This is a genomic window from Rouxiella sp. Mn2063, assembly GCF_049319665.1.
Lineage (GTDB): Bacteria > Pseudomonadota > Gammaproteobacteria > Enterobacterales > Enterobacteriaceae > JBMOUD01.
The window spans coordinates 162676-188916 of sequence record NZ_JBMOUD010000004.1; the positions used below are offsets into that span (position 1 = coordinate 162676).

The window sequence follows — 26241 nt, forward strand, 5'->3', positions numbered from 1 at the left end:
GATAACAATGGCGCGCCTGAAGGAAAGAATATTTAGTTCATCACCATACAATTCCCTCTACGATGCCCACCCAAAATAACCATATATAAATTCAATCTGTAGAAAGCGTAAGAGACGGTAATAGTGCTAACGAGACGACGCCGACAATGAGCGCGCCAATCGGCAATATACTAATGCTGGCAGCCGAGCACTGTAAAAACGCCCCCGCGAGGGCTGGGCCAATTGCCATTCCACCACCAATTACCAGATTAATACTGTTCATTAATTTGCCGTTATTATCCAACCCCGCAACACGGGCCAAAATAAAGGGCACGCCAAAATTCCAGGCAAAAACGAACATCACCGCGCCGAGACTAAAACGCACCATCGTAGAAACCTGACTGAGCATCAAAAGACTGGCTGCTAGTAACCCATAACTGAGCCAGATAAGGCGATTAGCACGTATGCGCTGCCCAACGAGCGAGGCAATGCCAGTAGCAATAATGCCAAATATCGACGCGGTGGCTAACACTTGCCCACGTTGAACAATAGTGAGTCCTGCGCCCGCCGCAATGGTACCCATAAATGTCCAGACGGCACTAATGCTGATGTAAAACGCTAATACCGCCAGCACCGCACACCACTTTTTGCCATGATTTGTCGGTCTAAGGGGAACAGACTCGGCGACATTAACCTGAAATCGCACCGGGAATGCCCGCAACAAAGGCAGGCAGCAAAACATCATAATGGCCAGAATCAGGTAGATAATCATCAGCCCAAAGTGGGCGAATAACAGAGGTAAAAGCAACAATCCCAGCGCACCAAGCGTCAATTGCCCAAACATCCAAAAAGCATAAGCACGGCTGGGATTCGCCGTGCTGGCAGCACAGGTAATGCATAAAATCATTAAAGTGCCACCAGACAACGACGTGACAAAACGTAGGGTTAGCAGTGCCGGATAATTCACTGTCCAGGCGGCAATCAACGCGGAGACAAGATTACCGAGGATAAAAATACCGGTCGCGATAACCGCTACCCTGCGCCAATTGATTCGACTCATCCACCACCAGGCGGGCAACGTCGCTAAACTCATGCCGCCTAACTCGGCAGAAAACAACATGCCGATATGCACTGGAGATAACCGCCAGGCACTGGCAAGTTGCCCAGCAAGGGCCGGTGCCATCATCAATACACCAGGCGCGAGTGCCGCAAATAAAGTAATAGCCACCAGTAACTTTCCTGAACCATTGGAAATTTTATGATCGGTAAGCATGGTTTACCCTTCATAGTTGGCGGTATCGCGACGAGTAAAACCGATGCGGCCCGCACGAGAGTGAACCCCCAAGCTAGCAACATGAACATATTAATAATGTGATTTATTCTGCAATAAACGAGGTAGCAATTGAGATGGGAGGAGTGGTTAAAAAATACAACGAATTTTTATTAACATGTAAATAGATATCAAATTAAATACTCAACGCTAGCTGACATTGCTCGACTCGCAGTTAGTGCCTGATTTGTCCTTGAGCATGTCGCAGCCTGAGTCTGGCTGGCAGCCAGCGCTGTAACTCACCTGTTTTGTGCTCTTCAATCAGACTGAAAATCATCTCAAAACAGTTCCATGCTAACAGTCGCTCGTCTTGCACCACGGTATCAATCATCACCGACAGCGAATCATATAAATAGTGATCGTCAAAGCTACACAAATGAATATCAGTATTTAATAAATCGTGGCGACTTAAATAGCGTAATACTCCTTCCTGCAACGCACCTGACGCACAAAATAGCGCCTGTGGCACACGGCCTAAACGAGAATACAATTCGGAAAACATCTCGTAACCAGAGCGGGCATCATAATGGCCGTGGTGGATCCATTCTGGATTAAAGGCTAATCCCGCCTCCGCCAACCCGCGTTGATAGCCTTCCAGACGATCGCGAGTCAGCGAAATACGTGGCGGACCAGCAAAGAAATAAAATTCGTCATAACCTTGGCCTGCCACAGCAGCGACCAGTTTAGCCGTCGATTCGATAGATTCAGAGATAACCAGCGGCAGCGTTGACTCTCCCAAATGGCGATCAAAAAGTACCACCGGGAGTTGCTGACTAATCTTTTGATATTCGCTATCGCTTAACAGACAAGATGAGACGATAAGTCCATCAACCTGACGCTGGATTAAATTATTGACCGCCAGCGTTTCCTGGCTGGCATTCTCATCGCTACAGGCGATCAGCAGTTGCAAGCCTGCATCACGGCATAAGGTTTCAAGTTCATGAGAAAACAGGGCAAAACTGTGATTAGAAATCTCTGGCACTACTAACCCAAGGGTATTACTGCGGGAAGAACTCAGTGAACGAGCGTGAATACTCGGCTGGTAATGCTCCTGACGAGCAATTTCCATAACCCGAGCACGCGTATCCGTCGACACACGCAATTCCTTGCCTCGGCCGTTAAGCACTAGACTTGCGGTAGACTTTGATACACCAGCCAAGCGCGCAATATCATTAATTGTGACGCGTTTTGTTTTATTCACTGTTTTTAAAATATTGAGATGCAATATTTTAATTCTATCACGACATCCTCTAACCTCCAGTAAAGCAACGTAATTTAGCTTTTTTCATTCATTTTAAGATATTAGATGAAACGGGGAACGTTCCCACATTCCCGGCAAAAAAAAACCACCGGGGATTTTATTTAAATGGGATCGTTCTCCTGCTATTTCTTATTAATTATTTAGAACCAAAGTTCCATCTGTACACCAAAGTTCATCTCACCACCGGCGGTAAATCCGCTGCTGCCAAAGGCATCGTTGCTGGCGTAATGATCAAGTGATGAGTTCCAATCCATCCAGCTGGCGAAGAAGCGAATTTCAGGTCGGCTATAGAAGTCGCCAATATCACCCACTTTGAAGGTCGGTGCAAACGTCAGCTTATAGAAACCGCCATTGACGCTTTGACGATCGTTGAACCCTTTAGGATCAAGGTTCATGTATTGGTAGCTACCTTCATAAGCCAGCGCAAAGTTATCGGTAATTTTTTGGATAAAGCGCGCATTGAATGTTGCCCAACGATATTGGTCGCCTTTGATATAGCGGTCTTTACTGTCTTGGGCGAGGATAACCGGTGCAAAGCTCCAGGTATCATTAAGGCGTGTAGTACCGTAGGTCGCTAAACGTAAGGTATTCGCGTCTTCGAGCAGGTTGCCATCGGCGCCAACGCTTTTCACTTCCGCACCTAATCCATGACCGTACAGTAACGCGACTTTAGAGGTACCATCACGTAAGCCATAGAAATCGTCGCCATGGTAAGCCACCAACGCATGCACACCGGTATCACCGGCATTATTGCTGCGAACAATGGTGTCATTCACTCGCTCATCATTCTCTTTGGCGCGTAATCCACTCAACATAAACTGGAACGGACCAACAAAGTTATTGCTGGTGACGATGTAGTTCTCAATAGTGTCATTGATCCCCTCTATATCACCGAAGTTACGTCCGTAAATGGATAAGTTACTTTTAAAATTGTCATTCCATTTCACGTCGTAAATACCGCCGCCGGTCCCGGCCAGGAACACGATATCGGAGTCGAGCCAGTGGATATCGAAGTTATCGCGGTCGAAGCGTTTACCGGCCCACAATGTACTGTCTTTAAATACGCCGGTGAAGGTCGGTAAGCTACCCAGCTCAACAAACGCCTGGCGCACGTTCAGGCTGCTGGTGTCGCCGGTCCAGTCGTTAAAGCTCTCTTGGCCGTCAGCCAGCATGACTTTGTAACGAGTGGTTGCGCCGTTATCGAGCTTGGTTTTATGTTCGAAACTGAGTTCAACGTAGGTATTGTTTTCATTACCCAAGCGTCCTACCGCTCCGCCGGTTTCTCCTGCTGGTGTCAGATAAGGGCCACTTTTGGTGCCCGCAGCAGAATCATTGGCGATTAACCCAGAACGTGCATAGCCGTGGAATTCAAAGCCTTCTGCGATCTCGGCGACTTTTTTCTCGGTTGGCGTTAACGTCGGAGCGGCGACCGGTGTTGCTGCTGCTACGGTCGTGGTTGGCACAGGAGCAGGCACATTAACCGTCTGAGCAACCGGAGGATTTTCACGTAATGCGCGAACTTGCTGGGCATTTTCCTTTGACTGTTTAGTCAGCAATTGCACATTCTGTTCAGCTTTCTTGGCACGATTTTCAGCATCTGTTGCGCGTTGTTCTGCCGCCTCCAGGCGTTTTTCCATAAGTGCCAGACGAGCTTCAATACTGTCTGATGTGGTATCGGCGAAGGCGGAAGTCTGGTTTGTGAGTGTTAGGGCAATAGTAAGGGCAAGAAGACTTTTTCTCATGATTTAATACTCTTGAGGGATATCGTTATTATTAGGTCAACCTGGTTCTTCTTAGCTAAACCGGTTCGATAGCAGAGTATTAGAAATAAAATGTAATAACCAAACATTGTTGTTAACGCAATTTTGTTATTGTGATGCAGTTAGCAATTCGTGTCATTTTTGCAAAAAGCTAAACCGAATTAGCCAATAAAAGGATAGAAAAAGTGAGGGATAGCGCGGGTTAAGCCCACTTGCTCAGCGCCGTGACTATTTCTCTCCCCCGCTATTCATTGGTGGGAGTTTGCTGCTTCTGACGCCAGTTCAGCAGTGGCGTCACCGTTAAGCCATGAACCAACACGCTGGCGACGACCAGCGTCAAGGCAATATCAGCCATGCGATTGCCTTCGGCACCGGCCATGCCGTGGGTATAGGCGTAAGCGATATAGTTGATACTGCCGATACCGCGGATCCCCAGCCAGCCGATCATCAACCTTCTGACTCGCGGCGCACCGCTGCCAATAGTCGTCAGATAGACAGATAGCGGGCGGATCACGATGAAAAGTAGCGCCGCCATCAGCAGGCCAATGGGATCCCAGTGCTGAGAGAGTGTGACCCCCAGCACCACAATAATCGCCGCCGCAAACAGTCGCTCGATAGTATCACCGAAGGAAAGCGCATCGCCGACCACCAGCCCCATCGACTTGGCCGGACTGCTGTCTGAAAACGAATGGCGGCTATGCGGATTTATTAGCTCTTCAGCGGGTGGGAAATAGTTATCTTCTGATTCTTCTGGGGGATGTCGGCCAACGACCCGCAGCTCGGCACGCCGCAGACCTACGCCTGCGGCAAAGGCGGCTAAAAAGCCGGAAGCATCGATGCTTTGTGCCGCCGCATAACTCAGGGCAATCAGTGATAACGCGATAAAATCACTGGGGGCGATATCGCCCTGCGAATGACGAAAACGGGTCGCTAACAGTCCAATTAAACGCCCAAGCCCATAGCCAACTCCCAGACCGCCGAGCAGTGCCCAGACGACATCTACCAGTGCCCAATGTCCCCATTGCCATGCTGAAAGCGGTTCGCTATTGGTCATCAATAGCAGCGCTAACATCAGGATAGGCAAGGCTGTGCCATCATTCATCCCCGCTTCGCTCGAGAGTGACACCCGCAAATGATCCTCATCGCGCGCATCATTTACCGAGATCAAACTGGCAAGCACCGGATCGGTTGGGGCGACGATGGCACCGAAAGCCAACGCCATCGGCCAGGAAAATCCGAGCAGGTAATGCGCCACCAGCATCACGCCCAATACCGTTAGCAACATGCCGGGAAACGCTAATAACACGCCCATACGCCAACCGTGGGTACGGAAAGGAATACGTAGTTTCAGACCGGTGATAAACAGCGAGGCCGCCATGGCGATTTCAGTCAATCGTCCGGTCAAATCCGAATGCGCCACAATATCAATGTGCAGCAGATCCAATACCCAAGGACCACAAACGATACCGGCTGCCAGATAGATACCAAATGACGTTAGCGGGCTGCGATGGATCCAGCCCGATGCTAATGACATTAACAGTAATAGGCCGCCGACGGCCGCTGTCCATCCGAGGAAACTCATTAATCTCTCCGAAGTGTAGATGAATGACCACGTCATTATTCCGCTACCACGGGGGGTTATGTCGGTGCGGTGTGGGTTCGGTCGCTGCGCGATAAAAGCTCTCGGCGTACACCGAGAGCTTTTATCGCCATCACGTCGAGGGTTTTAATTCTTGAGCTGATAATCCAGGGTGATGTCAGCTTTTAGCAATTTCGACACCGGGCAATTCTCTTTGGCCTGATGAATGATTTTATCGAACGCCGCTTTTTCAATACCGGGCAGATGAACATGGCTTTGTAGCGCGATCTTGGTGATCGCAAAGCCGCCATCCACTTTGTCGAGCGAAACATCAGCGGTGGTATCGATACTTTGTGGGATATGTCCGGCCTCGCCGAGCATCAAAGATAGCGCCATCGAAAAACAGGCCGCATGCGCCGCGCCAATCAGCTCTTCAGGATTCGAGCCGGGTTTACCTTCAAAGCGGGTGTTAAAGCCATAAGGATGTTGTTCTAAAGCGCCGCTTTCCGTTGAAATCGTGCCTTTACCTTTCTTAATGTCGCCTTCCCAGTGAGCCTGTCCTTTCTTATGAATGGTCATTGTTTCCTCCGGTTTGCTGTACATGTAGAGTAAGTGTAGACAGGAACTGGCACGATGATCTGGGGAAAGCTCTGAATATCAGATGTTCAGGCGGTTAACCGGAGCGTAATAATTTTCTAAAAAGTGGAGAGAAACGATGTTTAAAGCCCAAGATATTATTCAGTCAAAAACCGGTGGTCCAAAAATGGTCGTGCTGCGTGTCGAAGGGGAAACCTTATGGAGTGCGCGCCTTGATGACGCCGAGCAGAAAGAAATTAACGTCGCCGCTGACAGCGTCAATCTGTATCACGAAGAGGGTGATTTTGGCGTCTGCTAATCCAATAGCAAGAGCGGCTTGATTAGCCGCTCAGACTGCTGACAAAGTCCGTTATTAGGGAAAGTAAACCGTTGGGGTCGTAGCGAGCTTGCTCGCCGGAGCGCCCCTAGGATTACTAAGCCCGTGTATCTCGATATACCAGACAACTTTGTCATCAAACTCAGCGGCTTGATTAGCCGCTCTTAATAGCCTGTATTCAATTATCAATTAAAGATAATTAATATTGATTAAAGAGAACTTATTTGGGCCTGGCAGCTTATTTGCAAGTCTTGCAATGCCTTCAATGCTATCTGCTGTTTTTCGCGCTGCACGAAAATATGGTCGTGATAATACGCCGCCACCACATTGGCACTCACTCCCGCTTTCGCCAATACATCAGAGACGGCAGCGGTCAGCCCAACGGCTTCTAAGCTGGAATGCACGGTGAGAGTAATTTGACTAAACTCGCCGCTAAAGGGCAGGTTATTTTTCAGAGCCGACGCTTTATTTAGAATCACCGTCATCCCTTCAGACTCGCTAAACATCCCCTTGGGTTCTAATGCGACGAGCTCTGCGATTGAAAGCGAAGTGGTGGTACAAAAAACATAAATATCGCTGGAAACAGATGGCTCCATCGACGCCAGTAGTTGGTTAAGATCGGTAATACCTGTCATATCATCTCCTCGGTTTTTTCGGCAATTTATCGCGAAGAGAGTTATTAGTTAAATTAAAGATACTAACGCATCATTAGCGATTCTAATGATGCGTTGTCCCGATCAGCCTTCCGCTTTTTCGATATCAGCATCCAAGTTGTTGTAGGCCAGGTCTGCCTGTAAAAACTCGCGTGTCGTGGGCAGACGCAGATTAAAACCGTCGTACAGCTCAAAACTCAACTGCCCTTCCAGCAGCTCAAAGTCAAGCACATGGCCACCGCCGTTCTGTTGGTCATTGATAAAATGCACGTGCAGACCCGCGACGGTTAAACCTTGATACTCCTTCGGTGCCCAAAAACCGATCAATGTGCCGCTGGGCTTATCGATCACCTCTTCTTCTTGCTTAGCCAAGGCTTCCATCATCGGTGGATAAGGTTTTTGTACCACTGGCGGACGGCGTACTTTAACGGTGTTAAACGTCCCTTTGAGTTTTAAGCCAATAAACAGATTTTGGGTATCGGCCAGCGCGAGTAACTTATGGGTCAACTGCTCTTTATCGATATTCGCCAATGGCTGCGTGCGTTGCTCATGAAAAGTCGCCACTTGTGCGAAAGGCAACATGTCGTGATGGTGCATCTTTTCAAGCGGTTTGCCGGCTTTCGCCACGTAACATTCGCCACCTTGGACAATCACCTCACCATCAATGCCATGTGAACAGCCGAGGCCAAACTCGCCAATCTCCACCACTTCCTGTACGGAGAACTGCCCGTCATACAGACCGGAAAACAGCGCATTTACCGTAGAAAATTGGGTAATCGCTTTCTCTTTTTTGCCAGCATTTGCCATGATATTTCCCCGTTTACACCCAAGAAACTTCGAAAATTTGCACCGCCCGCAGCGGCGGGCATGAAGCGATAAAATAGTAGCGAAAATCCTATCCCGGCGGATACGGGGACAGAGCAAAATATCGAACATAGCGTGATGGGCAATTAAGAATCATCTGATAACAAAACAAACCCCTTATTCCTCCTGCCAGCCGCACATTGCCATCGTCAGCCAGCTATGAGAATCTCTACCTCTTTCTAAGCAGATGGATGCCGCTTAATGCACATCAAAGATAATGACTGCCTGTTCACCGAAGGTAAGGTCACGCTACCTGATGGCTATCAGGACCGGACCGTGAATGTAATGACGTCCGCCCAACAGGGGGCGGCAGCGATTAACATTTCTCGCGATTCGCTCAATGAGAACGAGTCGCTGGCAGCCTATATTGACCGCCAGTTGGCGTTGCTGGCCCAACATCTTAAAGGCTGGAAGCAAGGGACTCGTGAACCGGTTGAACTCGGCGATAACTATTTAGTTGGCGAATGTGTCCATGCCAGCTATCTGCGCGATGGCAAACGTGTGTGGCAGCAACAAGCGGTATTCAATACACAAGAAAACCATATTTTGGTGTTCACCATCACCAAAACGGCCGCACTTGATGCCGCTGATATTCAGCTGTTTGGGCAGTTGCTTGCCAGCTTTGCTGGTCATGATTAGCGATAAGGATTGTTGTTATGTTTGAAGCGGCGCGCGTCGGTGACGATATTGGCCATTCTCATGCTCTGGCAGGAATGATTGCAGGCACGATAGTCGGTGGTTTACTGGCAGCCGTTGGCGGTATCGCCGCTGGTGCGCTGTTTATTGCTGGTATGGCCTCCGCCTGCCTTGGCGTTGGCGTCGTGCTCATTGCCGCCAGCCTGGCGGTGGGATATCTCGCCGGGGAGGCGGCCACAGCGGCCCGAGATGGCATTGCCGATGCCGGTGCCGCCAGCATGGAGAAAAAAGGCACGCTGCTCACCGGTTCACCCAACGTCTTTATCAATGGTAAACCCGCGGCGATAGCCACCAATAGCTTGGTCGGCTGCTCAGACGATGGCCCAAGTATGCAAATGGCCGAAGGCTCGTCCCGCGTCTATATCAACGACCTGCCCGCTTCACGCGTCAAAGACCAGACTAACTGCGGTGCCAAGGTGATGAACGGTTCGCCGAATGTCATTATTGGCGGTGATCCAGAAGCCACCCTCCCCATCAAATCTGAAGTTCCCGATTGGCTATATAAAGTCTCCGACCTGACGCTGCTGTTTGCCGGACTGCTCGGGGGTGCCGGAGGCGCAGCAGGCAAAGTTGGGGCACTAGCCAAGCTGTTCAGCAAAATTCCTGGCATCAGTAAACTCGGCCGCATCGCCTGTCGAGCGGGCGTATTAATGACTAGCGTGGCAGCAGCCGGTATCGTTGCTCGCCCGGTTGATGTGGTCAGCGGACAAAAATTTCTCAGCGGCGATGACGAGCTAGACTTCGTTCTGCCTTCACGCCTGCCGGTACAGTGGCAACGCACCTGGCGCAGCGGTAACCCCGGCGACAGCGTATTGGGCCGTGGCTGGAACCTGTTTTGGGAAACTCGCTTAGAGACTTATCAAGACGGTCTGGTGTGGCGCGCGCCCTCTGGCGATTATATCCCCTTCCCGCTGGTACCGCTTGGCCGCCGCACCTACTGCGAAGCCGAAAAAAAGTGGCTGGAACATCACTCAGATAATAGCTGGTCGGTGTATGACATTAGCGGCGAACGTTGGCACTATGCCCCGCTGCGCGATGGTTCACCGTCCTTACTGACCCGTATTTCAGAACCCTGTGGCAATGACATTCTGTTTAGTTGGAATGACGATCACACACTGCATGAACTGACCGACAGCGCCGGACAGCGCGTGGTCTGTCGCTATCACCATGGCCGCTTGAGCGGTGCCTGGTTGGATGACGACACTTGCCTGGTCAGCTATGCTTACGACGCACAGCAGCAACTGATCGCGGTCACCGGCCGGGGCGGTAGCCTGCGCCGCCGCTTTAGCTGGCAAGACGGCCTGATGGCGAGCCACGAAGATGCCAACGGGCTGGTTAGTGAATACCGCTGGCGCGAGATTGACGGCCTGCCGCGCGTCGTCGCCTATCGCAACAGCGCTGGTGAACAGCTTGATTTCCATTACGATTTCACCGGTGGTACCCGCCGTGTAACCCGCGATGACGGCGCACAGGCAGAATGGCTGCTTGATGATGACAACAACGTCGCTCGCTTTACCGATTACGACGGCAGCCAGACCAGCATGTTGTATGAAAACGGTGAGCTGTGTGGTGTGATCATGCCGGGCGGCGCGATTCGTAACAGCACCTGGGACAGCTACGGTCGCATGACCTCTGAAACCGATGCGCTGGGCCGCCGCACCGAATACCATTGGCATCGCTTAACCGATCGTATTACCCAAGTGATTTATCCCGACGACAGCCGCGAGAAAATGGCTTATGACCAGCACTCGCGTCTGGTCAGTGAAACCGATGCGCTGAACGCCGTCACGCTATACCACTATCCCGATGATGAAGAACCGCTGCCCGATACCGTCACCGACGCAATTGGCGGCGAGGTCAAATTGGAGTGGAACCGTCTAGGGCTGCTGACGCGTCGCACCGACTGCTCCGGCAGCGTGACCACCTTCGAGTATGACCGCTTCGGCCAGCTAGTTCGCAGCGAAGACGCTGAAGGCAATATCAGCCGCCGCGAATGGACCGCCGCAGGGCAGCTCAGCACGGTTACCCACCCCGACGACAGTCGGGAGACGCTGCTCTGGAACGCCCGTGGGCAGCTTAGCGCCTGGCGCGACCCGCTGGATAGCGAAGTCAGCTGGCAATACAACGCGCTGGGGTTACCGATCAGTCTCACCGACCGTATCAATCGCACCCGCCGCTGGCACTACGATGCACGCGGCAACCTGACGCGTCTGGACAACGGCAACGGCGGCGCTTACCGCTTTGACTATGACGCCGTTGGCCGTCCTCTGCGCGAGAGCCGCCCTGACGATACCGAACGTTTATACCGCTGGAATGACAGCGGCCAGTTAAGCCTGTTGTGTGAGAAAGGCAAACCGGCGGCCGATGGCGGTATCGCCCAACGCTTGCAGCAGTTCCGCCACGATGCGGCCGGCCAGCTGATTTGGCGTGCTCACGATCACGCCGAATACCACTATCAGCGCGACAACATGGGCAGGCTACGCGCTTTAACCCGCCAGCCTACCGCAGCCGGTGAAGCATTGGGCATCGACCGCGACCAATTACACTTTGTTTACGATGCCGCCGGTCGTCTGGTGAGCGAAGACGCCGCCAATGGCAAGCTGGGTTATCAATGGGACGCGTTGGGCAACCTCACCTCACTGACGCTGCCGGGTGAGCAGCACGTTTCTTGGTTGCATTACGGCTCCGGCCACGTCAGCGCCATAAAATTCAATCAGCAGACGATCAGCGAGTTCACCCGCGACCGCCTGCATCGCGAGACCGAGCGAACCCAAGGCGCACGCGAGCATTTTACGCGTTATGACAGCCTTGGCCGTCGCACCTTGCAGCGAAGCCAGCTGCGCGGTGACGTCACCTTGCCAGAACAAAAGATATTGGAACGCGCCTTCCGCTATACCGCCCGCGGCGAACTGGCTGGCGTGAGCGATACTCTGCGCGGCGAGGTCAATTATGGCTATGATGCCGAAGGCCGTTTGCTCAAACATAACGAGCCGCGTCAAAGCCTGACCTCCAACCTGTTTGCCTACGATGCGGCGGATAACCTGGCGGCCAATGACGATCTGTTGCCCGCTACGCCGACCACCGATAACCGTCTGCGTCACTGGCAGCAGCTGTTCCTGCATTACGACAGCTGGGGCAACCTGACCAGCCGCCGCAACGGCCTGCACGAACAGCATTATCAATACGATGCAGAGAACCGACTGATCGCCGCGCACGGCACCGGCCCGCAGGGGCAATTCCGTGCACAGTATCATTACGATCCCCTCGGACGGCGTATCCGCAAAGAGGTCAACAACGTTCGCGGCAGCGACACCACCTGTTTCTTATGGCAAGGCCCGCGCCTGCTGCAAGAGAGCAAGCCCAACGGCCAGTGTCGCACCTACGTTTACAACCCTAACGACACCTGGAGCCCGCTGGCGCGTATCGACCATCACGGCGGCGCACAGGGCGATATTTTCTGGTTCAGCACCGATCTCAACAGCGCCCCGCTGGAAGTTAGCGATGAAACCGGCGCAGTGCGCTGGAGCGGCCAATACGACAGCTTTGGGCAGGTCAAACGCCAAAGCGAAGGCTTCCAGCGTCTTGCCAGCAGCCAACAAACGTTGCAGCAACCACTGCGCTACGCCGGCCAATACGCCGACGACGAAACCGGTTTACACTACAACCTGTTCCGCTATTACGATCCACAAATGGGCCGCTTTACCGTTCAGGACCCGATTGGGTTGGCTGGTGGATGGAATCTTTATCAGTATGCGGTGAATCCATTGGGGTGGGTGGATCCACTTGGACTGACGGCTGTTGATGCACCGGGATACCATGTTTATGGCTTGTTCGATCCAGGTGCAACCAAACCATATTACGTGGGCATCACCAATGACCTTGATATTCGCGCTGGACAACATAGGCTGAGTGGCAGATTGACCCCTGGAACAAGGATGGAGGCCCTTGATAAAAATATTACATATGGCCAAGCACGGGGTTATGAACAGTTTTATATTGATGAATTTGAAACTAAGACTGGTACTAGAGGTGAAAATATATCTCCATCTAATCGTGGAAATAAAATAAACTCCTATGATCGTAATAGTACAACTCGTGATCCTGCAAGGCAGAAATATTTTGATAATGCTTATAACAGTAAGAAAAAAGGATCAAATTTAAAAGGTGGAGGTAGTTGTCAATGAGTAGTTTTAAATTTTGGAGTTGGGATAAAAAACCAAGAACCATGCTTCGCTTTGTCAAAGCTGGCGATATTTTCTGCTTTACTTTAAATAGTGAAAAGTACTGTTTTGGTAGAATAATATCCAAAATAACGACTGGGCATGTTGCTGAATTGTTTGACTTTATTTCCACCTCAACTGAAATAAAAGAAGATGACATAAAAAAATCAAAAAGACTTATTGAGCCAGTTGTGATCGATACGTACTCATTATTTGATAAAAAAATTGAAGAAGGTAGTGATTGGAGAATTATTGGCCATCAAGAAAACTTTAAACCTTCAAATATTGAAGGAATATATTTCACCTACGGATTAGGTAATTCTTGCAAAAAAGTAGATGTATTTGATAATGAAATATCCATATCAGAGGATGAATCAAAAAAATATCCTCGTTTAAGTCCCCACGGCGACTATGATATTAAAAATTTATTAAAAGATATATAGTTATTAAAATTCTGGAAAGATTATCGTATCTTTCCAGAATTTATTTTATCCGTTGTTCAGTAATAATTTCCATCCCTGCGATCCCCCTTCAAAATTTCGCTACAACTCCTTGTAAATCCATCCTGCCTATTTCATTCGCGATAGCTGCGGCAAACGGGGATTGAAATCTCAATATTCTCAGGATAGCTAACTAAGAGTATTTAATTTATTCAGCGGCGAATAATATCTGTATTCGCTGCGGCGTTATTATTGAGTTGTCTGATTCATACATCTATTTTCTCCTCTTATGATAGTTGCTCTAGTGCATGACGCAATCCACCTCACCAGTTATGCTTATAACGCTTTGTGGCGGTAATTTACCGGGGCGGTAGCCTTCCCGGCATGGCACCGATCTCAACAGCGCCCCGCTGGAAGCCAGCGATGAAACCGGCGCAGTGCGCTAGAGCGGCCAATACGCCGACGACGAAACCGGCCTGCACTGCAACCTGTTCCGCTATTACGATCCACAAATGGGCCGGTTTACGGTTCAGGACCCGATTGGGCTGGCTGGGGGGTGGAATCTTTATCAGTATGCGGTGAATCCGTTGAGTTGGGTGGATCCATTAGGGCTAGCTGTAGACCCAATTGCAAAAATAGAAGAAAGGGGATATAGCGGTGTAACTAAGACCAATGGAGGTAGTCTAGATTACTCTCTCAGTGACGCACTATATAACAAGAAACCCGAAGTAAATCCGGTAGTGAAGATCCAATATACTGGACATTACGATCTAGACTTCCAAGCTGCTAATAATGCTGCAGGATTGAATCAGAAAACTACACCAAAGGGTTATGTGTGGCACCATCTAGATGATTATGATCCTGTAACTAACAAAGGGGCAATGCAGTTAGTAGAGCAAAATGCGCATTCAGGAATACCACATAGCGGCGGTGTCAGTCAGTACAAGTTAGCAACAGGCAAAACCTATACCCATCCGGCAAGATTTAGAGGAAAAAAACCATGCCCCTAATTTTAGAAGAGTCAGAGAGCAACCTCACTCCCGCAGACCTTAAACAGTTTGAGTATGAGAATAACGTTTCTCTTCCAGAGGATTTTGTCACGTTCTACCTAAATAACAATGGGGGATACCTTCTAGAATCTGATGATAGCAATCCCTTCTTGCTTGGTGGTTTTCTTCATATAAAATATGGGAGAGTACCAGCGGAGAAGCATTATCATGATCTTATTGAAGGCTTTCCTGAACTACGAGGTCTAATTCCCTTCGCATATGACGATGGAGGGAATTTATTCCTTATATCAACTAATCTTAAAGACTATGGGCAAGTTATGGTATGGCTCATGGACGAAAAAGAGCTCGACATCGTATCCGGTTCGTTTACTTCTTTCATCGAAGAATTAACATAATAATCGATGCTCATCGATACTTCAGTGTAACTACCACCGTATCAAAGGTGATCGCTCAAGCGGTCACCAAATTCAGACATGTGATCCTACCCACGTAATGTGAACAGAGTTGTCATCAGTTGATGAAGATGAAAGTAGATTAATTACCTTCTACCCGATAGTTAAAGTATCTATTCAGCAGCGAGCACAGATATTATTCGCTGCCGAATAACCATCGAGTTGTTTGATTTGTCCCTCTATTTTCTTCTCTTGTCGTCGTCGCTCCAGCGCATGACGCAATCTACCTCACCAGCTATGATTATAGCGCTTTGTAGCAGTAATTTACCGAGGCGGTAGCCTTCCCGGCATAGCACCGATCTCAACAGCGCCCCGCTGGAAGTTAGCGATGAAACCGGCGCAGTGCGCTGGAGCGGCCAATACGCCGACGACGAAACCGGCCTGCACTGCAACCTGTTCCGCTATTACGATCCACAAATGGGCCGGTTTACGGTTCAGGACCCGATTGGGCTGGCTGGGGGGATAAACTTATATCAATATGCGCCGAATCCGTTGGGATGGATTGATCCGCTGGGCTTGAGTTCGTGCGGACCAAATAAGAAAACTACATACGAGGGTTCTAGTCGAAGGGATGCATTTAGGCAGGCAAAACGTGATGCAGGAGTTCCAATGAACCAACAGCCTAAATCAATTACAAGACCTGATTTACTGGACAATGGTAGTAAAGTATTAAACAACAATGGGCAGCCGATAAAAACAAGACAATATGAGTTTACCAATAATAAGGGTAAATCTGTTTTTATACAGGAACATATTCTAGGACATTCAAAGGCTACTTCAGGACATGGTGCAGAACCACACTTTAATGTTAGGCCTCCTGAAAATTTGAATACCGGTAGTGTGCCTGGCACTCATGGTCATTATAACTTTTAAAAGGTATATTTATAATGTGGTTTGAAAATGCTATAGGTAAAGAAAAAATAAAATTCATGTTTGATAATGAGCTGTACATTCAAGACATTGAAATATATAGCTTTTCACTAGAGCGATTTTCGGATTTGAAATTCAGATTTTTTTTAAAAAACATACCAAAAAAACATCCTGATAAATGGAGTAAAGAAGGTTTTAATGCTATTAGTATGGAAATTACTTTTGGTGATGTAATTCAATTAGATATTACTGGCTCAAGGGTTGGCTTTTCTTGTTCACCAGAAATAATTTCTCTAAAAGATTGTTCTGAAATAAAAATAGAACATGAAAGCCTGAGTTTATATTGTAAATCGAAATTTTTAACAATTGATGCCATAACACCATACATAGATGAAAGATGGGACTAATTAGCTGACTTAGATACATTAGCCGAAAAGATCTCCCTGATCTTTTCGGCTATTTTCTTACCCATAAAAGCTTGGAATTAAAATTGTATGATTCCCTGCCAACGACCTATCAGGAAAATCCACTCCTGCGATCCACCTTCCAAATTTCGCTACAACTCACTGTAAATCCATCCAGCCTATTTCATTCGTGATAGCAGAGGCATAAAGTTGCTTGGCTGCGGCAAAATCCGCAGTTGGGATTGGAACCCCAAAACTCTCAGGATTAAAACTTAAACTCTAATCCTAGGAATACATCTATGAACATCACCACTGATAACACCGAAAACTCCGTAACGATCTTTCGTTCGCTTATTGCCTCCCTGCCTTTTGATCGGCTTGATGAAGCCCAGCTTGACGATCTCAGCGCGATTGCCGCTGAGTCAGCCGAAGGGTTGTGCCAAGGATTATGGTATATCGGGGAATCGCTGGAGGAGGGAACAGAGGACGTACAGGAGAATATTGAGCAGGCCAGCGCCTATCTTAAAGCGTCGGCGCATTTGATCCCGGCGCTAATGGCCATATGTGAACAGAGTTGTCATCAGTTGATGAGGATGAAAGTAGATTAATTACCTTCTACTCGATAGTTAAAGCATTTATTCAGCAGATAAAATAATCCATTTAAATTAACAAAAAGGCAACTCATCCCTTCATTCAGTTGCCTTTTTCATCATTGGTTACCAACAATTACCTGACCTCCCTTTCATACGACAAAATGCTTCCATCGACATATCCATGCCACCACCGCCATAAATGGCGATGGTAACGAACATGAAAGGCCATATGAACCAGCAGCAGCTCCTACTGTTACGCCCCAAACACCTTGCGCACCTGTAACCCAATCACCTGAGCCACCTTCCCCTCCAGAAATAGCCATGAGTTCGAGGTCATCAGTAATTTCTTGGAGTACCTATTTGTGACTCTCTTTCATCATCTAACTCCCTTAGTTTAGTCATTACAGGTTTTATATCGTTATTCAGGTATTGCATCATACTTAAATACACGATTCGATTTTTATTAAATCCTTTTCTATAAAACATAAATCTCAGACCTGGTGCACAGACCAAAACTCTTGCATTTTTTTTAATTAATCCCTTTATATCAGATTCTGTATCATCACGTTCTATACACCAGTCAAGACTCCGTTTATTTATTGCTTTTTGTACCGCGGCGATGTATTTATCCTCTCTAAAAAAGGAAAATAATCCACCATTTGCGCCAAAACCTGGCATTCTTCCTAACAATCGGCTAGGCATATAAATAAAGTAAATTTTATTCACTACATCTCCCCAGGATGACCATCGATTCATTTCATGTAAAATTGCAACGGACACTGTCACATCCATGTACCTTCTCCTCGGAAACCTGCACATAGTGAAAAGTGATATTGATAATCATTAGCAATATTATCAATTGTACTATTTTCAATCAACAAGCCGTTTTTATCTTATTTTTTTGTGATGTAAATCACGCTTTATTAGTCGGAAAAAGTAAGAAATCGGGGTTGACCAGAGAATAGAACAGAGGACGTGCAGGAGAGTATTGAGCAGGCCAGCGCGTATCTTAAAGCATCGGCGCATTTGATCCCGGCGCTAATGGCCATATGTGAACAGAGTTGTCATCAGTTGATGAAGATAAAGGCAGGGGTCATTGTCTTACATAGATAGCCGTTACAGCAAACTAGAATATGATGCCCGATTACTGCGGGAACCGGATTCAGAGCCCCTGGGCGAAGGGCTTTTTGAGATCCGTACGATGGGAACGGACATATCCAGAGGTATCTGGGTATACCACAAAAACAATAGCATCATCATACTTCGGGTTTTCATCAAGAAGTCACCGAAGACGCCAGCAGAAGAAATATACCCGTCATACTTGAAGTTGCTTCTGCGTTGGCTACGCTCACTAACTAGAATCACTTATCTGAGTAAGTAATTCTAGTTAGTAATAACTATTAAATAGCCTGCAATATTAAGTATCGAAAGTATATTTAACGTAGATTTAATTCATATAATGGCGATATAATTTGACAGTGATGGGATTGTATAAATGTACGTGGACTTTTTAATAAATGGAGTTTTACATAATGAACAGCAGCTTATATTTAAGAAATCGCTTATTATATGAAAAAAAGATCGCCTCCTCTTTGACTAAAGGCGTTAACGCTGTCATTAAAGATCTTGGTCAAACAACAGGTACCATAGAAAATGGGATAGAGCGAGCTGGTATGCATCTTGTCTTTCTTCTAACTATCAAGATGTCTGCCAAGAATTAAAAATTGAAAACCGCAGGGCTATAAAATCAATGAATCAACCGACGGGGCAGGATATTATTAGAGTGCTTGAAGGAGTATTAAAGTGATAAAAAGAATATTATATGAATCACTCGCCGGGATTTGTTTGATTATCACCATTATACTTTCCGTTTTGTACTCACATTTCATTCCAGATCATTGGGGAAAACTAACATTGATAACGGCATATGTAATATATTTTATATATGGAAAGATAATGCCTGATAAATATGTTTAATTAATCTATCCATTGGATAATAGTTGAATCATATTTACTCGTACGTGAATCCAAGCTTGTCGACCTGAACGCTATGATCGCTGAATCTATTAAGGAAATGTTTCGCAGATTATGGCATAAAAAAATGACCAGCAACTGCCGGTCATCTTTATAACGTCATACCATCGTTAGCTATGCATTTCCAATCTGGCGCGCTGTTTGGCGGCCACAAGGTCGGCTTGTACCATTTCAATCACTAAATCTTGCAGTGAGGTTTCTGGTATCCAGCCCAATTTTTTCCTGGCTTTGGTCGGATCTGCCGCCATTTTGCTTTCTTCTTCGTGGCGGATAAAACGTGGGTCAACGGCAACAATCACATCCCCAACTTTCAATGCGGCGGCATTTGGGCTAATGATCGCGCTCACTATCCCTCTTTCTGATACCCCTTTCCCTTCAAAGCGCAGTTTGATGCCGAGCTCCAGCGCGGCAAAGGTCACGAACTGACGCACGCTATATCTCACGCCGGTGGCAATAACAAAATCCTCGGGCTGATCTTGTTGCAACATCATCCACTGCATTTTGGCGTAATCCCGGGCGTGTCCCCAGTCGCGTTGTGCATCCAGATTGCCAAGATAGAGGCATTTTTGCAGCCCTTGGGTAATGTTAGCTAATCCGCGGGTGATCTTGCGGGTGACAAAGGCGTCGCTACGATACGGAGATTCATTGTTAAACAGGATACCGTTGCAGGCGTACATACCAAAGGCTTCACGATAATTGACCGTCGCCCAGTAGTCGCGGCATTTATCACCGATATTCAGCAGTAGCGGAGAGCTGGACGCCAGGTCGCTGAGCTTCATTCGGCTGATCAAACCGTATAATCCCGAAGGGAAAGCCTGGTAATAACGTGTTCTCTGCTCTAACCCTACGCGGCGGATTGCTTCCAACATATCCAGAGTCGCGATACCTTCCAGATCATTGGGATATTCCGCCGGATCGGCACAGGTAATGACACGTCTGGCCTCGCCTAAGTTATATATTTCATCGGGGCAAATTTGATCTAATAATCGGCTAAGCGTCGTCATATCAGACCAATCACCATAATGAATATGGATATCAGGACAGGGTTTATCCCCTTCTTGATAAATTTCCTCGAAATGTTCTTTTTTTAATAAAGAAGAATGTCGATTAATGCTATGAACTATGTAACCTTTTCTGGATAAAAGCTCAGCAAGATAATAACCATCTTGTCCAGTAACACTGGTAATGAGTGCGACTTTAGGCATATGAAATCCTTTATTCATTAAATGACAGGACATCGAGTTGAGACGATGGAAAGAAATATATCCTCTATATGATTCTTCGTTTATTTCACCTAGGTGATAAGTGTTATAGAGGAGCAACGATTTGAATAGGTCAGAGATATGTCGAGATACAGAATTGGTATCCCGACATTGATTAGCGATTTGATCTGGAAATTATATTCATACTCAAAATAATTGGCGTAGCCTCAAGACAGCAAGCGACCGCAGCCAACGCAGAAGCAACGCCAAGTATGACAAATATATCCCCTAAATAATTGGCGTTGCATCAAGGCGGCAAGGGAACGCATCCCGATGAGCTTACTTAGGTAAGTGATTCGGGTAAGTAATCGCAGCCAACGCAGAAGCAACGCCAAGTATGACGGGGATATTAGTCGTTACCGAAGAGATCGCGGGTATACACCTTATCTACCACATCGACCAACTCATCGACCAAACGGTTAGCGACGATAATATCGCAGCTCTGTTTTAATTCATTCAGGTCGTGCGTCACCGGGGAGTTAAAGAAATGGCTCTCTTTTAATACCGGCTCATAAACCATCACTTCGATGCCCTTGGCTTTCAGGCGTTTCATGACGCCCTGTACCGCCGACGCACGGTAATTATCAGAACCGGCTTTCATCACCAAGCGGTAAATACCGACGCGTTTTGGCTGGCGCTGGATAATGCTGTCGGCAATAAAATCTTTGCGCGTGCGGTTGGCTTCAACAATCGCGCTGACAATGTTGTTCGGCACGTTTTCATAGTTGGCGCGCAGTTGCTTGGTATCTTTCGGCAAACAGTAGCCGCCGTAGCCGAAGGATGGGTTGTTATAGTGCGAGCCAATACGCGGGTCATAACCGATGCCTTCAATAATCTCGCGGCTGTTCAGGCCGTTGGACTCGGCATAGCAATCAAGCTCGTTAAAGTAGGCAATACGCATCGCCAGATAGGTGTTGGCAAACAGCTTGATGGCTTCAGCTTCGGTGTCGTCAGTAAACAGCACCGGAATATCTTCTTTAATCGCCCCTTCAACTAACAAAGCGGCGAATTGCTGGGCTTTCGCGCTTTTGCTGCCGACCACGATACGCGACGGGTGCAGGTTATCGTGCAGCGCACGGCCTTCACGCAGGAACTCTGGCGAGAAAATAATATTATCCACGCCTAATTTTTCTTTCAGCCCGCGGGTAAAGCCTACCGGGATGGTTGATTTGATGACAATCGTCGCCTGCGGTGCGGCGGCCAGCGCGTCATTAATCACCGCTTCGACGCTTTTGGTATTGAAGTAATTGCTGACCGGATCATAGTCAGTCGGCGTCGCCACAATCACAAAGTCAGTGTTTTCATAAGCCAGTTGCTTATCGGTGGTGGCTTTAAAATTCAGGGATTTGGTTTGCAGAAACTCTTCAATTTCTTTATCGGCAATAGGGGAAACTTTATCGTTGATATTATCTACTTTGGCCTGGTCAATATCCAATGCCACCACTTCATGATTCTGTGACAGCAAAATGCCGTTTGAAAGCCCAACATAGCCTGTGCCAACAATGGTTATTTTCATATTATTCTCGACTTAATAATGTATATGGTGAGTGATATAACACATTTTCAATAAACGATGGCCTTACGCTCATTAAACTGTTGCCACTTGCTATGAACATATTCACCCAACTCCCGCTGAAAACGCTCGGCGGAGAAACGTAATGCGTTAGCACGGCAATCTTGCGGCAGAATAAACTCGCTGACGTCTTCAAACTGCTTCACTGCCTGAATAACCGACGGCGTGGTTTGTTCAGTGAAGAAAACGCCGGTGGGTTTATCCACGCCATAAGGTCGAACCGTCTCCAGCGCGCCGCCTTTGCCAAAGGCAATCACCGGGGTGCCGCAAGCCTGTGCTTCTACCGGCGTGATGCCGAAATCTTCTTCAGCGGCGAAGACAAAAGCTTTGGCGCGACGCATATAATCCTGCATCACATCGTCCGGCTGGTAGCCAAGGATCTCAATATTGGGGCCCGCTTTGGCTTTGATTTTTGCCATTTCAGAACCGTCGCCGATCACCACCAGTTTTTTATCCGGCATCTGGCTGAAGGCTTCCACAATCAAGTCAATACGCTTATAGGGCACCATGCGTGAAGCGGTTAAATAGATGTCCTCTTTCGTTTCCTGCAGGGTAAAGCGTTCCACGTCGACCGGCGGATAAATCACGTCAGCCTCGCGGCCATAGACTTTTTTGATACGGCGGGCGATGAACTGCGAGTTAGCAATAAAGTGGTCTACACCGTTGGCCGTGCGGTAATCCCACAGGCGAGTTTTATGTAAGAACCAGCGGGCTAACTTGCCTTTCAAACCTTTATCTAAACCTGATTCTCTCAGGTATTGGTGCTGGAAATCCCAGGCATAGCGAATAGGAGAATGCACATAGCTGATATGCAGCTGATCCGGGCCGGTTAACACGCCTTTTGCCACGGCGTGACTGCTCGAGAGGATCACATCATGCTTGGTGACATCAAGTTGTTCAATCGCCAGCGGCATAAGAGGCAGGTATTGTTGATATTTCGTTTTTGCCTTCGGTAAACGCTGAATAAATGAGGTGGTAGCGTGTTTACCTTTAAATAATTTCCGGGAGTTATCAGAAAGAAAATCAACCACTGAATAAAGCTCTGAATCCGGGAATAAATGGATAAACTCCGCGATAACTTTCTCTGAACCGGCAAATGAAACCAACCAGTCAGCAACAATACCCACATTTACGTCATGTGACATTGTGTAGTCCTCCTATTATTTAGCATCAAGCATGCTCGCGCAAAAATATTAATAACCACGCCGAGTGACGTGGTTATTAGCTATTAGTTATTAGTTAATAGAATCAGTTAAAATATCGAGTTTGTAATTTCATTATTTAATGTCATAACAAGAGGGCGCAGGTTATGAATTAATACAATGCTTTTACTTACTCATTGATGACTTTTATGACGTTGAATGACGTCGCGCTACGGGAGAATCACTTAATTTTCTGAAAATAATTCGGGTTTTACTTTCTGCGCAGAAGATGCAGGATTTCTTCTGTCTTGGCTTGCATCAATTCCACATTGGCGCGGGATTCGACATTTAAACGCACCACAGGTTCGGTATTCGAGCTACGCAGGTTGAATCGCCAGTCGGCAAATTCCATGCTGATACCATCGGTGTGATCGATGCTCAACGCGTCGGTTTCATACACGGCCAGTACGCGAGCAATCGCCTCTTTCGGCTGCTGTAGTACGCTGTTGATCTCGCCGGATGCTGGGTAAGCAAGCATGCGATCGCTGACTAATTCCTGTAGCGATTTTCCTCTGACCAGTAACAGCTCGGCCACTAATAGCCACGGGATCATGCCGCTGTCGCAATAGGCAAAATCACGGAAATAGTGGTGAGCACTCATTTCACCGCCGTACACTGCATCTTCCTGACGCATGCGTTCTTTGATAAATGCGTGGCCGGTTTTTGACATCACCGGCGTACCGCCCGCCTGATTAACGATATCAATGGTATTCCAGCTCAGGCGCGGGTCATGAATGATGCATGAACCCGGGTGTTTTTCCAGGAAGGCTTCGGCCAGCAGGCCAACGATATAGTAGCCTTCGATGAAATTACCTTGATGATCAAACAAGAAGCAGCGGTCAAAATCGCCGTCAAAGGCGATCCCCATATCGGCATTATGCGCAATAATCGCGTCGGTGGTGTCCTGGCGACACTCTGGCAGCAATGGGTTAGGGATACCGTTCGGGAAGTTGCCATCCGGGTGGTTATGCACCTTGATAAACTCGACCGGCACGCCCGCTTGTTTGAATCGTGCTTCAATGGCATTCACAACATGCCCTGCCGCACCGTTGCCAGAGTTAAGCACCAGTTTTAGTGGACGAGTAAAGTTGCTTAAATTGATATAACTCAGCAGTTTATCAACATAGGCTTTCAGCACCGACGTGCTTTGATAAGAACCGCGCTTGCTGCGCTCTACAGCAGGGAAATCATTGGCTTCAGCCAGCAGTTGGATATCGTGTAAGCCGGTATCACCGCTGATAGGCTTAGACGCCTCACGCACCAGCTTCATCCCGTTATAGTCCATTGGGTTGTGGCTGGCGGTGACTTCAATGCCGCCGTCAATTTCTAAATAAGAGGTGGCAAAATAGATCTCTTCGGTGCCTGACAGACCAATATCAATCACATCGGTACCCGCATCTTGTAAGCCTTTAGCCAGCGCAAGTTTTAATCCCTCGCTGGTTAAACGCACGTCGCCGCCCAACACAATTTTCTTCGGTTTTAAATATTCGCCATAAGCGCGGCCAATACGATAAGCAATGTCTTCGTTTAATTCCGCGCCCAATTTTCCGCGAATGTCATACGCTTTAAAGCAAGTCAGTTTGTCTGTCATTTTTTATTCCCCGAATTAGCAGCGGCCATAATGATCTTTTGTTCGAATAATATCGTCGTCGCCCAAATAGGAGCCCGACTGGATTTCCAATAGTTCTAACGGGATTTTCCCTGGGTTTTCCAGCATGTGCTGGGCACCAATAGGAATGAAGGTTGACTGGTTTTCTGTCAGCAGGTAGGTATTGCCGTCCAGCGTAACCTTGGCCGTACCGGACAGGATCACCCAGTGCTCAGCGCGGTGATGGTGCATCTGCTGTGAGAAGACACCACCGGGTTTTACGGTCAGACGGTTAACGTGGTAGCGCGGTGAGCTCACCACTTTGTCATTACGGCCCCACGGTCGATAGGACTCACGATGGATACGATGTTCGCTGCGATCGTTAGTCTTTAAGAACTCGACCACTTTCTTGACGTCTTGCACCTGGGATTTATCAATCACCAGGACCGCATCCTTGGTATCGATAATCACCAGGTTTTCTACGCCAATCGCCGCCACCAGTTTTTGTTCGGTGTGGATATAGCAGTTACTGGTGTTATGGGTGAACACATCGCCATTAAGCGCATTGCCGTGGGTATTTTTGTCATTCACTTCCCACAATGCTGACCACGAGCCGACGTCGTTCCAGCCCGCGTCGAGTGGGATCACCACCGCATCGGTGGTTTTTTCCATCACCGCATAGTCAACCGACTCGTCAGGACAGGCCAGGAAGGAAGTTTTGTCGACACGGATGAAATCTTGCTGGGCATCCAGCTCGGCCTTGTCGAAAGACTGCTTGCAGCTCGCGAGAATATCCGGGCGAAATTGCGCCATCTCATCGAGAAAACGCTGGGCACGGAACAAGAACATGCCGCTATTCCAGTAATATTCGCCGCTTTCGAGATATTGCAGTGCCGTCGGGAGATTAGGTTTTTCAACAAAGCGCTGCACTTTGAAGGCAGAATCGGTGCCCAGTCTTAACTCACTACCACGCTGAATATAGCCATATCCCGTTTCAGGTCCGGTCGCCACAATACCAAAGGTCACTAATTTGCCCTGATCGGCATAAGAAATGGCATTTTCTACCGCCTGATGAAACGCCACCTGATTTTCAATCACATGGTCAGCGGCCAATACCAGTAATAATGGGTCACCGCCATGTTTCACCGCGCTTAATGCCGCTAAGGTGATCGCTGGCGCCGTATTACGCCCTACCGGCTCGAGAATAATATTATTAGACAGCTGATTGATTTCTCGTAATTGCTCAGCAACCAGAAAACGGTGCTCCTCATTACAGATCACCAATGGCGCGCTGGTTTCTAATCCCTCTAAGCGGGTAACAGTTTCCTGCAACATAGAGTTTTCACCATATAGACGCAGGAATTGTTTAGGATAAAGTTCGCGAGACATCGGCCATAAACGACTGCCGGTACCGCCGGCCATAATTACTGGAAGTATCATGATATTTATCTCAAGAAATTGGACTTAAAAAGTAAATGTGATGTAAATGGCACAACTCTTTGACGATTTTCTTAATGAGATGACAACGTTATTACGCCTCGACAAGAATATATTCCCT

At 47.9% G+C, this 26241-nt stretch carries 22 protein-coding genes and 2 pseudogenes; 11 read left to right on the plus strand and 13 right to left on the minus strand.

What is annotated here, in order from left to right; translation table 11 throughout:
- Positions 1-91 precede the first annotated feature (91 nt).
- The 5 genes from ACL9RG_RS08225 to ACL9RG_RS08245 all read right to left on the minus strand — a co-directional run bounded on the left by ACL9RG_RS08225 (position 92) and on the right by ACL9RG_RS08245 (position 6488).
- Positions 92-1252 carry an MFS transporter gene (locus ACL9RG_RS08225; RefSeq protein WP_422792110.1) on the minus strand — a complete coding sequence of 387 codons (1161 nt, stop codon included), beginning with the start codon at positions 1250-1252 and terminating at the stop codon, positions 92-94.
- A 232-nt stretch (positions 1253-1484) separates the two neighbouring features.
- The gene (locus ACL9RG_RS08230; protein ID WP_422792111.1) at positions 1485-2510 is read right to left on the minus strand and encodes a substrate-binding domain-containing protein; all 1026 of its coding nucleotides are present in this window, start codon (positions 2508-2510) and stop codon (positions 1485-1487) included.
- Positions 2511-2710: 200 nt separating this feature from the next.
- Positions 2711-4315, minus strand: coding sequence for a carbohydrate porin (locus ACL9RG_RS08235; RefSeq protein ID WP_422792350.1), 1605 nt, complete (start codon positions 4313-4315; stop codon positions 2711-2713).
- Positions 4316-4574: 259 nt separating this feature from the next.
- The gene (locus ACL9RG_RS08240) at positions 4575-5912 is read right to left on the minus strand and encodes a cation:proton antiporter (RefSeq protein WP_422792112.1); all 1338 of its coding nucleotides are present in this window, start codon (positions 5910-5912) and stop codon (positions 4575-4577) included.
- A gap of 144 nt (positions 5913-6056) precedes the next feature.
- Positions 6057-6488 carry an OsmC family protein gene (locus tag ACL9RG_RS08245; RefSeq protein WP_422792113.1) on the minus strand — a complete coding sequence of 144 codons (432 nt, stop codon included), beginning with the start codon at positions 6486-6488 and terminating at the stop codon, positions 6057-6059.
- Between the two features lie 136 nt (positions 6489-6624).
- Here ACL9RG_RS08245 and ACL9RG_RS08250 point away from each other — a divergent pair, with 136 nt between their 5' ends.
- A complete protein-coding gene (locus tag ACL9RG_RS08250) occupies positions 6625-6804 on the plus strand; it encodes a DUF2158 domain-containing protein (protein WP_422792114.1) in 180 nt (59 codons plus the stop codon).
- 227 nt (positions 6805-7031) lie between these two features.
- Here the strand turns inward: ACL9RG_RS08250 and ACL9RG_RS08255 are convergent, their stop codons facing one another.
- A complete protein-coding gene (locus ACL9RG_RS08255; protein ID WP_422792115.1) occupies positions 7032-7457 on the minus strand; it encodes an ACT domain-containing protein in 426 nt (141 codons plus the stop codon).
- Between the two features lie 102 nt (positions 7458-7559).
- On the minus strand, positions 7560-8282 hold the full coding sequence (budA, locus tag ACL9RG_RS08260; protein WP_422792116.1) for an acetolactate decarboxylase: 723 nt from the start codon (positions 8280-8282) through the stop codon (positions 7560-7562).
- A gap of 258 nt (positions 8283-8540) precedes the next feature.
- Here budA and ACL9RG_RS08265 point away from each other — a divergent pair, with 258 nt between their 5' ends.
- From ACL9RG_RS08265 to ACL9RG_RS08300, 8 genes and pseudogenes are all read left to right on the plus strand, one after another.
- Positions 8541-8978: a DcrB-related protein gene (locus ACL9RG_RS08265; RefSeq protein ID WP_422792117.1), complete on the plus strand. Its 438-nt coding sequence runs from the start codon at positions 8541-8543 to the stop codon at positions 8976-8978.
- A 17-nt stretch (positions 8979-8995) separates the two neighbouring features.
- A complete protein-coding gene (locus tag ACL9RG_RS08270; RefSeq protein WP_422792118.1) occupies positions 8996-13219 on the plus strand; it encodes an RHS repeat-associated core domain-containing protein in 4224 nt (1407 codons plus the stop codon).
- Positions 13216-13698: an immunity 26/phosphotriesterase HocA family protein gene (locus ACL9RG_RS08275; protein WP_422792119.1), complete on the plus strand. Its 483-nt coding sequence runs from the start codon at positions 13216-13218 to the stop codon at positions 13696-13698. The genes ACL9RG_RS08270 and ACL9RG_RS08275 overlap by 4 nt, the downstream gene beginning before the upstream one ends.
- 443 nt (positions 13699-14141) lie before the next feature.
- Positions 14142-14705: pseudogene (locus ACL9RG_RS08280) on the plus strand (RHS repeat-associated core domain-containing protein); the annotation flags it as partial.
- The gene (locus tag ACL9RG_RS08285; protein ID WP_422792120.1) at positions 14696-15100 is read left to right on the plus strand and encodes an SMI1/KNR4 family protein; all 405 of its coding nucleotides are present in this window, start codon (positions 14696-14698) and stop codon (positions 15098-15100) included. The pseudogene ACL9RG_RS08280 and the gene ACL9RG_RS08285, both read left to right, overlap by 10 nt.
- 348 nt (positions 15101-15448) lie before the next feature.
- A pseudogene (locus ACL9RG_RS08290) lies at positions 15449-16030 on the plus strand (HNH/endonuclease VII fold putative polymorphic toxin); the annotation flags it as partial.
- Positions 16031-16044: 14 nt separating this feature from the next.
- Positions 16045-16434 (plus strand): Imm50 family immunity protein, encoded by a 390-nt coding sequence (locus ACL9RG_RS08295; protein WP_422792121.1) that lies wholly within the window; start codon positions 16045-16047, stop codon positions 16432-16434.
- A 296-nt stretch (positions 16435-16730) separates the two neighbouring features.
- Positions 16731-17039, plus strand: a complete 309-nt coding sequence (locus tag ACL9RG_RS08300) for a hypothetical protein (RefSeq protein ID WP_422792122.1) — start codon at positions 16731-16733, stop codon at positions 17037-17039.
- Between the two features lie 321 nt (positions 17040-17360).
- Here ACL9RG_RS08300 and ACL9RG_RS08305 read toward each other — a convergent pair whose 3' ends face one another.
- Positions 17361-17816: a nitrogen fixation protein NifS gene (locus ACL9RG_RS08305; RefSeq protein WP_422792123.1), complete on the minus strand. Its 456-nt coding sequence runs from the start codon at positions 17814-17816 to the stop codon at positions 17361-17363.
- 304 nt (positions 17817-18120) lie between these two features.
- On the opposite strand from ACL9RG_RS08305, the gene ACL9RG_RS08310 reads away from it, so the two are divergent.
- Both ACL9RG_RS08310 and ACL9RG_RS08315 read left to right on the plus strand, forming a co-directional pair.
- Positions 18121-18405: a type II toxin-antitoxin system RelE/ParE family toxin gene (locus ACL9RG_RS08310; protein ID WP_422792124.1), complete on the plus strand. Its 285-nt coding sequence runs from the start codon at positions 18121-18123 to the stop codon at positions 18403-18405.
- 151 nt (positions 18406-18556) lie between these two features.
- On the plus strand, positions 18557-18745 hold the full coding sequence (locus tag ACL9RG_RS08315) for a hypothetical protein (protein WP_422792125.1): 189 nt from the start codon (positions 18557-18559) through the stop codon (positions 18743-18745).
- A gap of 423 nt (positions 18746-19168) precedes the next feature.
- Here the strand turns inward: ACL9RG_RS08315 and ACL9RG_RS08320 are convergent, their stop codons facing one another.
- The 5 genes from ACL9RG_RS08320 to ACL9RG_RS08340 all read right to left on the minus strand — a co-directional run bounded on the left by ACL9RG_RS08320 (position 19169) and on the right by ACL9RG_RS08340 (position 26123).
- Positions 19169-20263, minus strand: coding sequence for a GDP-mannose 4,6-dehydratase (locus ACL9RG_RS08320; protein WP_422792126.1), 1095 nt, complete (start codon positions 20261-20263; stop codon positions 19169-19171).
- Between the two features lie 406 nt (positions 20264-20669).
- On the minus strand, positions 20670-21836 hold the full coding sequence (locus ACL9RG_RS08325) for a nucleotide sugar dehydrogenase (protein WP_422792127.1): 1167 nt from the start codon (positions 21834-21836) through the stop codon (positions 20670-20672).
- A gap of 47 nt (positions 21837-21883) precedes the next feature.
- Entirely contained in the window at positions 21884-23038 is a 1155-nt protein-coding gene (locus ACL9RG_RS08330) for a glycosyltransferase family 4 protein (protein WP_422792128.1), read from the minus strand.
- Positions 23039-23306: 268 nt separating this feature from the next.
- Positions 23307-24686: a phosphomannomutase CpsG gene (gene cpsG / locus ACL9RG_RS08335; protein ID WP_422792129.1), complete on the minus strand. Its 1380-nt coding sequence runs from the start codon at positions 24684-24686 to the stop codon at positions 23307-23309.
- Between the two features lie 15 nt (positions 24687-24701).
- Complete coding sequence (locus ACL9RG_RS08340) at positions 24702-26123, minus strand: mannose-1-phosphate guanylyltransferase/mannose-6-phosphate isomerase (protein ID WP_422792130.1); 1422 nt, start codon at positions 26121-26123, stop codon at positions 24702-24704.
- Between the last annotated feature and the right edge of the window lie 118 nt (positions 26124-26241).